Annotated in this window: 10 protein-coding genes and 1 pseudogene; 8 read left to right on the forward strand and 3 right to left on the reverse strand. The window is 69.6% G+C overall.

Going from position 1 to position 14,309, the window contains the following annotated elements:
* Positions 1-48 precede the first annotated feature (48 nt).
* The 6 genes from EPAKOI_RS08225 (at position 49) to EPAKOI_RS08250 (ending at position 6,990) form a co-directional block, all read left to right on the forward strand.
* Entirely contained in the window at positions 49-822 is a 774-nt protein-coding gene (locus EPAKOI_RS08225) for an IclR family transcriptional regulator (protein WP_423193455.1), read from the forward strand.
* Positions 823-825: 3 nt separating this feature from the next.
* On the forward strand, positions 826-1,884 hold the full coding sequence (locus EPAKOI_RS08230) for a cyclase family protein (protein WP_423193456.1): 1,059 nt from the start codon (positions 826-828) through the stop codon (positions 1,882-1,884).
* Between the two features lie 218 nt (positions 1,885-2,102).
* Positions 2,103-3,323 carry an ABC transporter substrate-binding protein gene (locus EPAKOI_RS08235; protein ID WP_423193457.1) on the forward strand — a complete coding sequence of 407 codons (1,221 nt, stop codon included), beginning with the start codon at positions 2,103-2,105 and terminating at the stop codon, positions 3,321-3,323.
* On the forward strand, positions 3,320-4,465 hold the full coding sequence (locus EPAKOI_RS08240) for a thiolase family protein (RefSeq protein WP_423193458.1): 1,146 nt from the start codon (positions 3,320-3,322) through the stop codon (positions 4,463-4,465). Before EPAKOI_RS08235 ends, EPAKOI_RS08240 begins: the two co-directional genes overlap by 4 nt.
* Entirely contained in the window at positions 4,462-4,815 is a 354-nt protein-coding gene (locus EPAKOI_RS08245) for a Zn-ribbon domain-containing OB-fold protein (RefSeq protein ID WP_423193459.1), read from the forward strand. Before EPAKOI_RS08240 ends, EPAKOI_RS08245 begins: the two co-directional genes overlap by 4 nt.
* A 39-nt stretch (positions 4,816-4,854) precedes the next feature.
* Positions 4,855-6,990: an acetate--CoA ligase family protein gene (locus EPAKOI_RS08250; protein WP_423193460.1), complete on the forward strand. Its 2,136-nt coding sequence runs from the start codon at positions 4,855-4,857 to the stop codon at positions 6,988-6,990.
* Between the two features lie 954 nt (positions 6,991-7,944).
* On the opposite strand, the gene hglS is transcribed toward EPAKOI_RS08250, so the two are convergent.
* Positions 7,945-9,297 (reverse strand): 2-oxoadipate dioxygenase/decarboxylase HglS, encoded by a 1,353-nt coding sequence (gene hglS, locus EPAKOI_RS08255; protein WP_423193461.1) that lies wholly within the window; start codon positions 9,295-9,297, stop codon positions 7,945-7,947.
* A 103-nt stretch (positions 9,298-9,400) separates the two neighbouring features.
* Positions 9,401-10,294 carry a LysR substrate-binding domain-containing protein gene (locus EPAKOI_RS08260; protein ID WP_423193462.1) on the reverse strand — a complete coding sequence of 298 codons (894 nt, stop codon included), beginning with the start codon at positions 10,292-10,294 and terminating at the stop codon, positions 9,401-9,403.
* 145 nt (positions 10,295-10,439) lie between these two features.
* On the opposite strand from EPAKOI_RS08260, the gene EPAKOI_RS08265 reads away from it, so the two are divergent.
* Positions 10,440-10,757: a hypothetical protein gene (locus tag EPAKOI_RS08265; protein ID WP_423193463.1), complete on the forward strand. Its 318-nt coding sequence runs from the start codon at positions 10,440-10,442 to the stop codon at positions 10,755-10,757.
* A 604-nt stretch (positions 10,758-11,361) separates the two neighbouring features.
* Here the strand turns inward: EPAKOI_RS08265 and EPAKOI_RS08270 are convergent.
* Positions 11,362-13,038 carry a thiamine pyrophosphate-binding protein gene (locus tag EPAKOI_RS08270; protein ID WP_423193464.1) on the reverse strand — a complete coding sequence of 559 codons (1,677 nt, stop codon included), beginning with the start codon at positions 13,036-13,038 and terminating at the stop codon, positions 11,362-11,364.
* Between the two features lie 275 nt (positions 13,039-13,313).
* Between EPAKOI_RS08270 and EPAKOI_RS08275 the strand changes: the two are divergent.
* Positions 13,314-14,308, forward strand: a pseudogene (locus EPAKOI_RS08275) (Bug family tripartite tricarboxylate transporter substrate binding protein).
* Position 14,309: the final 1 nt, after the last annotated feature.

Here is a 14,309-nt window from a genome sequence, read left to right on the forward strand (position 1 = left end):
TGCACCACGGTTTCATTACACAAAACCCCGCCCGGAGGAGACGCATACGTGACCGTGCCCAGCACCTCGCTGCAGAAGGCTTGCCGCCTGCTGCGTGCGCTGTCCGACACCCGCAATGCCCGGCTGACCGACCTGGCCGCCGCCGCCAACGTGGACAAGGCGTCGGCGCTGCGGCTGCTGGAGACGCTGGTGGCCGAGGGCATGGTCGAGCGCGATCCCGCCACCAAGGCGTTCTCGCCGGGGCGCGAGTGGCTGACGCTGCAGGCTGCGGCGCAGCAGCGGCTGGACATGCGCCCGCTGGTGCGCCCGGCGTTGATCCGGCTGGCGAACACGTTCGAGGACACCGCGATCCTGTCCGTGCCCAGCGGCTGGGAATCGGTCTGCCTGGAACTGCGGCTCGGCACCTTTCCGATCCGCGCCAACTATCTCGACGTCGGCAGCCGGCGCCCGCTGGGCGTGGGCGCCGGCAGCCTGGCGCTGCTGGCCGCGCTGCCTGACGACGAGGTCGACACGGTGCTCGACTGCATCGCCCCGTCGCTGAAACGCTATCCCCAGATCGACGCCGACGTGCTGCGCCGCCACGTGGCCACCACGCGCGCGCGCGGCTACGCGGTGCTGCTGGACGTGGTGGTGGAGCGCATGGGCGGCATCGGCATCGCCCTACCCGGCCCGGACGGCTACCCGCTGGGCGCCATCAGCATCGCCGCGCTCAACGAGCGCATCGTCGACCGCGAGGCGGCGCTGGCCCGCGCGCTGCGGCGCGAGGCCGACACCATCGCCGCGCTGTGGCGGCACCCCATCCCACGACAACAGGAGGCATGAAGCATGCGCTGGAAGCAACGGCCGGAAGGCTCGAACTGGGGCGACTTCGGTCCCGACGATGAACTGGGCCGCGTCAACCTGATCGGCCCCGAACAGGTGGTCAGGGGCGCGCGCGAGATCCAGGCCGGGCTCAGCTTCTGCCTGTCGATGCCGCTGGACTACCCCGGCGGCAACAAGCTCAACCCGCGCCGGCATCCGCCCCAGTTGCGGCCAACGTTCCGCGACGACATCCCGTACCTGAACTTCCCGCTGGCCAAGGTCAACCCGGCCGCCACCGACGTCATCAGCGACGACCAGGTGCTGCTGTGCCTGCAGTACTCCACGCAGTGGGATTCGCTGGCCCACGTGGGCGCGCTGTTCGATGCCGATGGCGACGGCCGGCCCGAGCGCGTCTACTACAACGGCTTCCGGGCCAACGACGACATCGTCGGGCCGGTGGACTACGCCGAGGACGACGACTTCGCGGCCCACGACTGCGGCCACGGCCACGCCAGCCACGCCGACGCGCTCGGCATCGAGAACTTCGCCGTCAAGGGCATGCAGGGCCGCGGCGTGCTGGTGGACCTGGCCGACGCCTTCGGCACCGATTTCCGCAACGTCGGCTACGACGACCTGATGCACGCGATGGAAGCCCGGCGCGTGGAGGTGGAGCGCGGCGACATGCTGCTGCTGCGCACCGGCTTTGCCGAGGTGGTGCTGTCGATGCAGCGCGACCCCGACGAGACCGTGCTGCACCATAGCTGCTGCGCGCTGAACGGCCGCGACGACCGGCTGCTGAACTGGATCACCGATTCCGGCATCGCCGCACTGATCGCCGACAACAACGCGGTCGAGCGCTACCCGGCCCTGCCGCCTCCCGACGACGCCCGGACGCACCCGCTGCTGCCGCTGCACCACCACTGCCTGTTCAAGCTCGGCCTGCCGCTGGGCGAACTCTGGTACCTGCGCGACCTGGCGGACTGGCTGCGCGCCCACGGCCGCACCCGCTTCATGCTGACCGCGCCACCGCTGAGACTGCCGGGCGCCGTGGGATCGCCAACCACGCCGGTGGCCACGGTGTAGACGTTTCAGACCGCCACGGTTTCAGCTCTCCTCTCCCGCGCGGCGGGAGAGGGGTTGGGGGAGAGGGCAAGCCGGCCCAAACCGCGACATCGGCATCTTGAAATGCCGAGCCGCTCCCCCGGCCCCTCTCCCGCCGTTCGCAGAGGGGAGCAAACCGAAAGGCAATCCAGGCGCATCACAACACCGCACCACCCAAACCAAAACCCCCGGAGGAGACCATGCACCCCAATCGCCTGCTTACCGCCGCCGCGCTGGCCCTGGCCGCCGTGGCTGCGCACGCCCAGCCCAAGCCGGGCATTTCCGATGATGTGGTCAAGATCGGCCTGCTGCTCGACATGAGCGGGCTGTACGCGGACGTGACCGGCCGGGGCAGTGCCACCGCCGCGCAGATGGCGATCGACGACTTTGGCGGCAAGGTGCTGGGCAAGAAGGTGGAGCTGGTGGTGGTCGACCACCAGAACAAGGCCGACATCGCCGCCAACAAGGCGCGCGAATGGTTCGATACCGACAAGGTCGACGCCATCCTGGACGTGGCCGCGTCCGCGCCGGCGCTGGCCGTGCTCGACGTCGCCAAGCAGAAGAACAAGGTGGTGGTGTTCTCCGGACCCGGCAGCGAGCGGATCACGAACGACCTTTGCACGCCGGTCTCGGTCCACTACGCCTACGACACCTACGCGCTGGCCAATACCACGGCCCGGGCGATGGTCCAGCGCGGCGGCAAGACGTGGTTCTTCCTGACCGCCGACTACGCGTTCGGCCACACGCTCCAGCAATCGGCCACCACGGTGGTCACCGAGGCCGGCGAGCAGGTGCTGGGCGCGGCCCGGCATCCGATCAATACCAGCGACTTCGCCTCGTTCCTGCTCCAGGCCCAGGCCAGCAAGGCCCAGGTGGTGGGGCTGGCCAACGCGGGCGGCGACACGGTCAATGCCATCAAGGCCGCCTCCGAGTTCGGCCTGACGCGCAACGGTACCCAGAAGATGGCCGGGCTGTTGCTCTACATCAACGACATCCACGCCATCGGCCTGAAGACGGCGCAGGGGCTGGTGCTGACCGAGGCGTTCTACTGGGACATGAACGACGCCACGCGGACGTGGTCGCGCAAGTACTTCGACAAGGTCAAGAAAATGCCGAACATGAGCCAGGCCGGCGTCTATTCGTCGGTCACGCACTACCTGAAATCCGTGCAGGCGGCCGGCACCGACGAGACGGCGCCCGTGATGAAGCAGATGAAGTCGCTGCCGATCAACGACTTCTTTGCCAGGAACGCGCGGATCCGCGAGGACGGCCGGATGATCCACGACATGTACCTGTTCGAGGTCAAGAAGCCCGAGGAATCCAAGTACCCGTGGGACTACTACAAGCTGCTGGCCACCGTGCCCGGCGACCAGGCGTTCATGCCGCCGGCCAAGTCCCAGTGCCCGCTTTTGAAGAAATGACGATGGCCGAGACGTATGTGCGCGGCGTCGGCAACACGCGCTTCGGCCGGCTGCCCGACAGTACGCCGCTGACGCTGATGGCGCAGGCTGCCGATGCCGCGCTGGCGCACGCCGGCCTGCCGCGCGACCAGATCGACGGCGTGCTCTGCGGCTACGCCACCACGCTGCCACACCTGATGCTGGCCGACCGCTTCTGCGAGTTCGCGTCGCTGCGGCCGGCCTACGCGCATGGCATGGCCGGCGGCGGCGCCACGGGCGGGCTGATGGCGATGCTGGCGCATGACCTGGTACGCAGCGGGCGATGCCGCAACGTGCTGGCCGTCGCCGGTGAGAATCGTCTTAGCGGCCAGAGCCGCGACCAGTCGGTGCAGACGCTGGCGCAGGTCGGCGAGCCCGAGATCGAGGTGCCGAACGGCGCCTCGGTGCCCGCCTACTACGCGCTGCTGGCATCGCGCTACCTGTTCGAGACCGGCCTGGACGCCGACGCGCTGTCCGACTTTGCCGTGCTGATGCGCGAGCACGCCGCCGGGCACCCCGACGCCCACCTGCGCGAGCCGCTGACGCTGGACGCCGCGCGTCAGGCGCGGCCCATCGCGTCGCCGCTGCGGCTGTCCGACTGCTGCCCGATCTCGGACGGCGCGGTGGCCATCGTCGTGTCGCCCGAACCGGGCCCCGGCCGCCCGGTGCGGATTGCCGGCGCCGGGCAGGCGCATCGCCACCAGCACCTGTGCGCCATCGACGACGTGATGGCCACCGGCGCCGCCGACGCCGCCGGGCGGGCGTTGGCCGAGGCCGGCTGCACCGTGGCCGACATCGACACGCTCGCCATCTACGACTCGTTCACGATCACGCTGGTCATGCTGCTGGAAGAGATCGGCATCGCGCCACGCGGACAGGCGGTCGCGCGGCTGCGCGCGGGCGATTTCCGCGCCGATGGGCCGCTGCCGCTGAACACCCACGGCGGGCTGCTGGCGTTCGGCCATTCCGGCGTGGCCGGCGGGCTGATGCACCTGGCCGAGGCCGCGCGGCAACTGGCCGGCACGGCCGGCGCGCGGCAGGTGCCGCCGCACCGGCGCGCCCTGTTCCATGCCGACGGCGGCGTGCTGTCGTCCCATGTCAGCCTGGTCCTGGAGGCCTCATGACATCGCCATTTTCCGAAGGCGTGGCCGCCGGCGTGGTCCGCTACCAGCACTGCGACGCCTGCGGCGCCTGGCAGCCCCTGCAACGCCATGCCTGCCGCCAATGCGGCAGCCGCGCGCTGGCCTGGCGCGACAGCTGCGGGCTGGCGACGGTGCACGCCGTTACCGAGGTATTCCGCGGGCCGACCGAAGCCTTCCAGGCACTGGCGCCGTACACGCTGGTCATCGCCACGCTCGACGAAGGCCCGCGCGTGATGGGCCACGCCGCGCCGGGCACCGCCATCGGCGATCGCGTACGCGCCAGCCGCTTCGACGTCGACGGCCAGCCGCTGCTGCGCTTCGTCCCCGCCTGACCGGCCCGCCACACCCAGAACAACACCGAGACCACACCGATGTCCGACACCCTCTCCGCCCTGCTCGCCCCGCGTTCCGTTGCCATCGTCGGCGCGTCCGACAACATCCACAAGATCGGCGGCCGGCCGATCCACTATATGAAAGCGATGGACTACGCCGGCACGATCTACCCGGTCAACCCGCAGCGCGAGACGCTGCAGGGGCTGCGCGCCTACCCGTCGCTCGACGCGCTGCCCCAGGCGCCTGAGCTGGCCGTGATCGTGGTGGGCGGCGATGCGGCGGTGCAGGCCGTGGCCGACTGCGCGCGGCTGGGCGTGGGTGCGGCCATCGTCATTGCCTCCGGGTTCGGCGAGGCCGGCGAGGACGGCCGGCGCCAGCAGGACGACATGGTGCGCATCGCGCGCGGCGCCGGGCTACGCATCGTCGGGCCGAACAGCCAGGGGCTGGCGAACTTCGGCAATGGCGCCATCGCCAGTTTTTCGACCATGTTCATCGAAATTCCGCCAAAGGATGGGCCGGTCGCGGTGGTCAGCCAGAGCGGCGGCACGGCGGCGCTGGTCTACGGGCTGCTGCGGCACCAGGGCATCGGCGTGCGCCATGTGCACGCCACGGGCAACCAGGCCGACGTGACCGTCAGCGAACTGGCGCTGGCCGTGGCGCATGACCCCGACGTCCGGCTGCTGCTGCTTTATCTGGAAACGCTGACCGACCCGGCCGTGCTGGCCGAGGCCGCCGCCGTGGCGCGGGCGCGCGGCGTGCCGGTGGTGGCGGTGAAATCGGGCCGCTCGCAGGCCGGCGCGCGCGCCGCGGCGTCGCACACGGGCGCCATGGCCAACGAGGACCGCGCGGTCGACGCCTTCCTGGCCCGCCACGGCATCTGGCGCGTCGACGACGCCCACGCGCTGGCCCGCTGCGCGCCGCTCTACCTGCGCGGCTGGCAGCCCGAGGGCCGCCGGCTCGTCGTCGTCAGCAACTCGGGCGCGAGCTGCGTGATGGCCACCGACAGCGCCGACGCGCTCGGCATCGGCATGGCGCCGCTGGCCGCGCCCACCCAATCCGCGCTGGCCGGCAAGCTGCCCGGCTTCGCCGCGACGGCCAACCCGGTCGACGTCACGGCCGCGCTGCTGACCAACAGCGGCCTGTTCGGCGACGTGCTGCCCATCGTCGGCGCCGATCCGGCTGCGGATTTCGTGCTGCTCGATATCCCGGTGGCCGGCATGGGCTACGACGTGCCGCGCTTTGCCCGCGACGCCGCGCAGTTTGCCGACACGGCCGGCAAGCCGATTGCCGTCGCCGCCTGGCAGGAATCGGTGGCCGGCGTGTTCCGCGCGGCCGGCGTGCCAACGTTCTTCCACGCCGCCGACGCGCTGGCCGCCTTCCACCAGCTCACCGCCCACCAGCAGTTGCTGCGCGATATCGCTGGCGAAACGGCCATGCCGACATCGGCACCGGCAGCCACGGCGCCCGCCCGGACGCTCAGCGAGGCCGCCAGCCTGGCCCGGCTGGCCAACGCCGGCGTGCCCCTGGTCGAACACTACCTGTGCCAGACCGCCGAAGAGGCCGTGGCCGCCTGGCAACGGATCGGCGCCCCGGTCGCGGTCAAGGCCAGTTCGCCAGCCGTGCCACACAAGAGCGAACACGGGCTGGTCGCGCTGAACTGCAACAGCCGCGACGCCATCGTCGCCGCCTTCACCCAGCAGACCCAGACGCTCGACACGCTGCACGCGCCCTGCGAAGGCGTGATCGTCGCCCGCATGACGCGCGGCCAGCGCGAGTGCATGGTCGGCGCGCACTGGGACCCCACCTTCGGCGCCGTCCTGCTGATCGGCGACGGCGGCAAGTACGTCGAAACCCTGCGCGACACGGCCGTGCTGCTGGCCCCCGCCAGCCCCGCCACCATCGAACGCGCCGTCCGCCGCCTGCGCATCGCCCCCATCCTCGACGGCGTGCGCGGCGATCCCCCGCTCGACATCGCCGCCCTCTGCACCCTGGCCGCGCAGGTCGGCCAACTGGTGTACGCGGCACAAGGCGGCATCCGGTCGGTCGACCTGAATCCGGTCATGCTGGGGGTGTCGGGGGCGGTGGTGGTGGATGGGTTGATGGAGGTTGCGGAGACCGACTTTCTCGGCGAATGCCACGGCGTTGGTTTGCGCCCCTCTCCCACAACGTTGTGAGAGCGGCTGGGGGAGAGGGTGTTGAGGTGCTGCTTGCCGACAGGTCGCAGTTTGAACCGCCTGCCCTCACCCCAACCCCTCTCCCGCGTGCGGGAGAGGGGAGCAAAAAACGCCGCCGGCGAATGTCATGCCACTGGTTTTCTCCCCTCTCCCACAACGTGGGAGAGGGGCTGGGGGAGAGGGTGTTGAGGTTCTGCTTGCCGACAGGTCGCAATTTTGACCGCTGGCCCTCCCCCCAACCCCTCTCCCGCGTGCGGGAGAGGGGAGCAAAACGCTGCCGGCGAATGTCATGCCACTGGTTTTCTCCCCTCTCCCACAACGTGGGAGAGGGGCCGGGGAGAGGGTGTTGAGGTGCTGCTTGCCGACAGGTCGCAATTTGAACTGCCTGCCCTCTCCCCCAACCCCTCTCCCGCGTGCGGGAGAGGGGGAGCAAAAAAACGCCGCCGGCGGATGTCATGCCACTGGTTTTCTCCCTCTCCCACAACGTGGGAGAGGGGCTGGGGGAGAGGGTGTTGAGGTGCTGCTTGCCGACAGGTCGCAGTTTGAACCGCCGGCCCTCTCCCCGGCCGCTCTCCCGCGTGCGGGAGAGGGGAGCAAACGTCGCCGGCGAATGTCATGCCGCCGGTTTTCTCCTCTCCCACAACGTGGGAGAGGGGCTGGGGTGAGGGGTGTTGAGGTTCTGCTTGCCGACAGGTCGCAATTTGAACTGCCTGCCCTCTCCCTCAACCCCTCTCCCGCGTGCGGGAGAGGGGAGCAAAAACGCCGCCGGCGAATGTCATGCCGCCGGTTTTCTCCCCTCTCCCACAACGTGGGAGAGGGGCTGGGGGAGAGGGCGTTGAGGTGCTGCTTGCCGACAGGTCGCAATTTGAACTGCCTGCCCTCACCCCCAACCCCTCTCCCGCAACGCGGGAGAGGGGAGAAAACATTGGGTCAAGTCCAGGTCTTCACTGGGGCTCAACCCACCCCCAGCGCCTTCAGTGCGGCTTTCAGCGATGCGTCCTGCTCGGCCGCGTACAGCGCCAGTTCGTCGCTGACGGCGGCGCCCAGGGCGGCTTCGAAGGCGACGCGGTTGGGCGAGGCTTCCAGCGCGTCGCGGTTTTCGTCGCCGAGGTTCGACTGGAAGATGCCGGCGGCGCTGACGGGCAGGAAATCCTCGTACGTGATGGGTTCGGCCACGAGCGCGCCGGCGGCGATCAAGGCTTCGACGTCGGCGCCATCGGCCGCGGTGTTGCCCACCTTGTAGCGGTAGTACGCCAGCCCTTCGCGCCGCATCTGGTCATGGTCGTCCGGGAACGCGCGGAACGCCGACTCCAGCGTCTGGCGGTAGGCCGCCGCGTTGGACCCGTCGCCGGCCGGCGTGATGATCTGGCGCACCTCGTTCAGCAGCGCGTCGTAGCGCTGGCGGCCCTTGGGCGTCAGCGCCACGCCGCGTTGCTCGATCTCGCCAAAGCGCGCGGAATGGGTGCCGGCCTCGCCGCCGTCGCGGAAGGTCACCGGCTCGCTCAGCGCCAGGAAGCTGGTCTGGCGCAGCAGGATCGGGCACTGGCGCGTGGGCGGGCCTTCCACCACGGCCTTCGGCTGGATGCCGCGCTCGGGCATCAGCGCCTGCACCACGTCGATGTCGAGCGTGCGCGGTGTCAGGTGGTTGATGTGCGGCCCCGGAAAGCACACGATGTCCGCGATCAGCGGATGGGTCTTGCGCAGCTTCCAGTACAGCTCGGCGTCCACGGTGGCGCGGCCGTGCCAGCGGAACGTCTCCAGCGCCTCGGCGACGAACTGCGCCGCGTCGGCGTCATCGAGCCCGCCCTGCTCCTCGGCGCGCTCGATCAGCGCCAGGCAGCCCGGCGTGAAGATCGACCGCGTGGCCAGCACGCCGGCCGCGGCGTCGCGCAGCGCGGCGTCCTGGATCAGGTCCAGCCGCAGCAGAGACGTGAACACGCGGAACGGGTTCTCGGCCAGGCCGGCCACGTCCCTGGGCCGGAACGCGGTGGAATGGACCGGCACGCCGGCCACGGACAGGTCGTAATAGCCCACCGGGAACATGCCCATCACGGCGAACAGGCGGCGGATGGTGGCCAGTTCGGCGGGCGTACCCACGCGGATGGCGCCGTGCCGCTCCACCTCGATCCGGGCCTCCTGCCCGGCGGCGCCGGCGGCGGCCGCGCCAATGCCGGCCAGCACGTCGGCGTTGACATCGGACACCAGCGTCATCAGCGTGCCGTATTGCGGCACCTCGGCGCGGTACATATCGGACATGGCGCGCGAGAACTGGGCGCGGATCTGGCTCGGGGACGTGAAAGCGGACATCGTCAGGCTATGGCTGTGGGGCGGATCGGAAAGCCGCCAAGTCTGGGCGTCGCCGCATGGCGCGACAAGCGATATTTGTGACGGACTTATTGCACTTTGCGCATCAAGTTGATGCCGCGCACTGGTGGCGCAGCCAGTCGGCAAAGCGCTCGGCCCGCTCGTTGCCCGCCCGCCATGTCACGAAGTACGCGCCCGACGGCCGCGCCGGGGCCGCGTCGGCAAAGGGCAGCGCCACGAGTTGGCCGGCGTCGATTTCCGCGCGCACCATCATCTCGGGCAGCACGGCCACGCCCAGGCCGCTGGCCGCCGCGCGGGTAATCATCGAGAACAGGTCGTAGCGCGGGCCTAGGCGGGCCTGGCGCCGGATGGCCTCGTCGTCGTCGCCGAACCAGTCGGGCCACGCTTCGGGCCGGCTTTGCAGATGCAGGCGCGGCAGCTTGAGCAGGTCTTCGCGGCGGCGCACCGGCTGCCCGGCCAGTAGCTGCGGGCTGCACACCGCGATCGAGCGCCCCTCGTCGAGCAGCCGGGCCGAGGCGTGGCCCTCCCATGGCCGTTCGCCGAAGTAGATGGCGGCATCGAACACGGAATCGGCAAAGTGGAACGGCTCGGGCCGGGCGTGGACGTTGACGACGATGCGCGGGTGGTCGCCGCGGAAACCGGCCAGGCGCGGGATCAGCCATTGCGTGGCGAAGGTGGGCACCACGGCCAGTTCCACCACTTCCATGCCGCCGACGCGCGAGGCCAGGTCGCGCGTGGCGCGCTCGATGGCCTTCAGTTCAGCGCGGATCTCGCGCACGTAGCGGTCGCCGTCGGCGGTCAGCACCACGCGCTGCTTGACCCGTTCGAAAAACCGCACGCCCAGGCGCGCTTCCAGCGCCTGGATCTGGCGCGAGATCGCGCTTTCGGTCACGTTCAGTTCGGCGGCGGCGCGCGTGAAGCTGCCGAGGCGGGCAGCGCTTTCGAGCATCTGGAGCGCGATCAGGCTGGGCAGGCGCATGGTCAGGCGGTATTCGGGCGGGGACGCGGGGGGTTGCCATTGTGGCACCGACGTCCCACCCACGGCCTTGAAATTTCCGATTCACTGTATATATTTACAGGTACTGTATGCATGAACAGTATCGGAACCTTCGGAGCCCTGGGAAATGGAAAACTTGATCCGTGTACAGAACGAATATGACCGTCAGGTGTTGATCTGGCTGCGTAGCCGCATTGGCGACGCCGCCCTGCTGACGGCCGCCCGCCGCGCCACCACGGATGGAAAAAAGCCTTACCTGTCGACGCTTTGCCGCATGCTGAACATCCGGCCGCCGTCGCGGCGCAGCTTTGCGGAAGAGGCGCGGAAGACGCATCGGGCGGTGGGCGAACGGTATCTGGCGCAGATCCGGCGGATTCTGGCTGAGCCGGCCCGGCAGCGGGATGCCGGCCATGGAGAGGAGCGGCCGCAGGGGTCGCTGTTCTAGGCCGGTGCGCTAGGCAGTTTCCTGCGTTTAGTGGAAATTATTGGTTTTGAATAATTTGGGGTAAAAGTCGGTGGGGTGCTGGATGAGGCGCTTCGTGGCTTGGGGTATGGTGGGGTAGTTTGGGATTTGTCTCGATTTGAGCCGCTGGCCCTCACCCCCGGCCCCTCTCCCGCGGGCGGGAGAGGGGAGCAAGACATCGGGATGTCGAGCTCGCAGCCGAATTCCAGCGATGGTGGTCTCCCCTCTCCCGCAACGCGGGAGAGGGGCTGGGGGTGAGGGCGTTGAGGCTCTGCTTGCCGACCAACATCGCGATTTGAGCCGCTGACCCTCACCCCAACCCCTCTCCCGCAGGCGGGAGAGGGGAGCAAGACATCGGGATGTCGAGCTCGCCGCCGAATTCCAGCGATGGTGGTCTCCCCTCTCCCGCAAGCGCGGGAGAGGGGCTGAGTGAGGGCGTTGAGGCTCTGCTTGCCGACCAACATCGCGATTTGAGCCGCTGGCCCTCTCCCCCGGCCCCTCTCCCGCAACGCGGGAGAGGGGAGCGACCCCGGCGGTGGATTTCACGCTTCGGGCGATGGTCGATGGACTACCCCGCCCTCCTCCCTTACTTCGGCAGTTCCGTTACCCGCATGGCCGGTGTGATTTGCAGCGGGTCGGTCACCAGTTCCAGCACGGCCGGCTTGCCGGCCTGGGTGGCGCGGGCGAAGGCGGCGGCAAAGTCTTCTGTGCGTTCGACGCGTTCGGCCCAGGCGCCGCAGGCGCGGGCCATTTCGACGAAATCGGGGTTGACGATGGCCGTGCCGCTCTGGCGGCCGGGGTAGCGGCGTTCCTGGTGCATCCGGATCGTGCCGTACATGCGGTTGTTCACCACGATCGTGATCAGGTTGGCGCCGTGGGCGGCGGCGGTGGCGATTTCCTGCGGGTACATCAGGAAGCAGCCGTCGCCGGCAAAGCAGACCACGGTCTTTTCCGGAAACCGCAGCTTGGCGGCGATGGCGGCCGGCAGGCCGTAGCCCATCGCGCCGCAGGTAGGCGCCAGTTCCGTGCGCGGGCGCTTGTACGCGTAGAACCGGTGCAGCCAGACCGTGTAGTTGCCGGCGCCGTTCGACAGCATCGCGTCATCGGGCAGCACATCGTTCAGATGGGCCATGGCGGCGGCCATGTCGACGCCGGTCAGTTCCGCGTGCGGCTTGGGCGGCGTGACGAATGCCTGGTGGTCGGCGCGGGCGCCAGCGGTCCAGTCTTTCCAGGGGACGGTGGCCGGCGCGGGCAGCGACGCCAGCATCGCGGCGCCCGGCGCCACGCCGGCGTGGATCGGCAGCGCAGCCTGGTAGACCCGGCCCAGTTCGGCACTGTCGGCGTGGATATGCACTAGCTTCTGCGCCGGCAGTGGCGGCGTGAGCAGCGTATAGGCGTCGGTGGCGATATCGCCCAGCCGGGTGCCGAATGCCACGATCAGGTCGGCCGTCCGCACGCGCTCGGCCAGCTTCGGGCTGACGCCCAGGCTCAGGTGGCCGACATAGTGCGGATCGCGGTTGTCGATCACGTCCTGGCGACGGAATGCGCAGGCCACGGGCAAGTCCCACGCCGTCACGAACGCGGCGAAATCGCGCACGGCCTGGTCGGTCCAGTTGGCGCCACCGGCAATCACGAGCGGGCGCCGGGCCGTCTGCAGCGCCTCCGCCAGCGCCCGGGCATCCTCGGCGCGCGGCGCGGCGGCCACGCTGCGGTATGGCGCGGCGTCGGCCACCTCGACCATGCCGTCCAGCACGTCCTCGGGCAGCGCCAGCACCACCGGGCCGGGGCGGCCCGACGTGGCCACCTGGAACGCGCGCGCCACCATCTCCGGAATCCGCGCCGGGTCGTCGATCTCGGCGGCCCACTTGGCCATCGATCCGAACACGGCGGCGTAGTCCACCTCCTGGAATGCCTCGCGGCCCTTGTGCTCGCGGGCGATCTGGCCGACGAACAGGATCATCGGCGTGGAGTCCTGCTGGGCGATATGGACGCCGATGCTGCCATGCGTGGCGCCCGGCCCGCGCGTGACGAAGCAGATGCCGGGCCGGCCGGTCAGCTTGCCGTCGGCCTCGGCCATGTTGGCCGCGGCGCCCTCGTGCTTGCAGACCACGAGGTCGATGGCGGGCTGGTCGTGCAGCGCGTCCAGCACGTCCAGAAAGCTTTCGCCGGGCACGCAGAAGATGCGCTCGGTGCCGTGCAGGCGGAGCTGGTCGACGAGTACGCGGCCGCCAGTGCGGGCCGCTTGGGCAGGGGTGGAAGTCATGGCGAGGTCGGGGTCGGCGGGTGGGCAGTCGGCACGCTGGCAACTGAATGTCTGCGATTGTTCCGTTTGACGCGCGGCGCCGCGGGGCCTATCGTGCATTTCTGTTATGCAGATTCTGCAAGTCGGCCCGGCGGCCGACCGTGTAGATTTGCTGGCGGGCGCACGACAAGACGCCCCGGGCCGCCCGGCGCGGTTTCTCCCCGGAAACCGCCTGGCAGCACCGCAAGCACACTGGAATGCCGTACCCCGACGTTCGCGCAAACAGGAGACACAGCATGCGTTTTTCCACCCGATTCATGCGGCCCGTGCTGGCCGTGCTTTGTACCGGCTGCATGGCCGCCGCCCAGCAGGCCGGCGCGCAGGCCGCAGATCCCTACCCCAGCAAGCCGATTACCTACGTCGTGCCGTTCGCCGCCGGCGGCACCACTGACCTGCTGGGCCGGCTGATCGGCCAGAAGCTGTCGGCGGCGCTGGGCCAGTCGGTGGTCGTGGAAAACCGCGCCGGCGCCGGCGGCAACATCGGCTCGGACTACGTGGCCAAGGCCGCGCCGGACGGCTACACGCTGCTGGGCGGCACCATCAGCTCGCACGCGATCAACGTGAGCCTGTATCCGAAGATGCCGTACGACCCCATCCGCAACTTCCAGCCCATCACGCTGATCGGCACGCTGCCGAACGTGCTGGTGGTCAACAGCAGCAGCCCGTGGAAGAGCGTGCAGGACGTGATTGCCGCCGCCAAGGCCAAGCCGGGCGCGGTCAATTTCGGCTCGTCGGGCAACGGCACGTCGCAGCATCTGGCGGCCGAACTGTTCGCCAACATGGCCGGGCTGCGCATGACCCACGTGCCGTACAAGGGCAGCAGCCAGGCGGTGCAGGCGCTGCTGGGCAACCAGGTGGACCTGGTGTTCGAGAACAGCCTGGCGGCCATCCCGATGATCCAGTCCGGCAAGTTCCGCGCGCTGGCCACCACGGGCCCCAAGCGCGCCGGCGAGCTGCCCGACGTGCCGACCATGGACGAAGCCGGGCTCAAGGGCTACGAGATCGTGTCGTGGCAGGCGATCTTCGCGCCGGCTGGCACGCCCAGGCCTGTTGTCGACAAGCTGTCGACCGAGATCGGCAAGATCATCCGCCAGCCAGACGTGCGGGCCAAGCTGGCGTCGATGGGCGTGGAGCCGTCCGGCGCCGCCCCGCCGAACTCGGCAGTTTCCAGAAAAGCGAAGTCGCCAAATGGGCCAACCTGATCAAGGTGGCCAACATCCACCTGGAGTAAG

The organism is Cupriavidus sp. H18C2 (assembly GCF_049393795.1).
Taxonomy (GTDB): Bacteria; Pseudomonadota; Gammaproteobacteria; order Burkholderiales; family Burkholderiaceae; genus Cupriavidus; species Cupriavidus pauculus_C.

Bases quoted from the DNA above. Each gene is read 5' to 3' on its own strand.
- EPAKOI_RS08240 (WP_423193458.1), top strand. From the start codon at position 3,320: ATGACGATGGCCGAGACGTATGTGCGCGGCGTCGGCAACACGCGCTTC.
- hglS (WP_423193461.1), bottom strand. From the start codon at position 9,297: ATGTCCGCTTTCACGTCCCCGAGCCAGATCCGCGCCCAGTTCTCGCGC.
- EPAKOI_RS08260 (WP_423193462.1), bottom strand. From the start codon at position 10,294: ATGCGCCTGCCCAGCCTGATCGCGCTCCAGATGCTCGAAAGCGCTGCC.
- EPAKOI_RS08270 (WP_423193464.1), bottom strand. From the start codon at position 13,038: ATGACTTCCACCCCTGCCCAAGCGGCCCGCACTGGCGGCCGCGTACTC.
- EPAKOI_RS08245 (WP_423193459.1), top strand. From the start codon at position 4,462: ATGACATCGCCATTTTCCGAAGGCGTGGCCGCCGGCGTGGTCCGCTAC.
- EPAKOI_RS08250 (WP_423193460.1), top strand. From the start codon at position 4,855: ATGTCCGACACCCTCTCCGCCCTGCTCGCCCCGCGTTCCGTTGCCATC.
- EPAKOI_RS08230 (WP_423193456.1), top strand. From the start codon at position 826: ATGCGCTGGAAGCAACGGCCGGAAGGCTCGAACTGGGGCGACTTCGGT.
- EPAKOI_RS08235 (WP_423193457.1), top strand. From the start codon at position 2,103: ATGCACCCCAATCGCCTGCTTACCGCCGCCGCGCTGGCCCTGGCCGCC.
- EPAKOI_RS08265 (WP_423193463.1), top strand. From the start codon at position 10,440: ATGGAAAACTTGATCCGTGTACAGAACGAATATGACCGTCAGGTGTTG.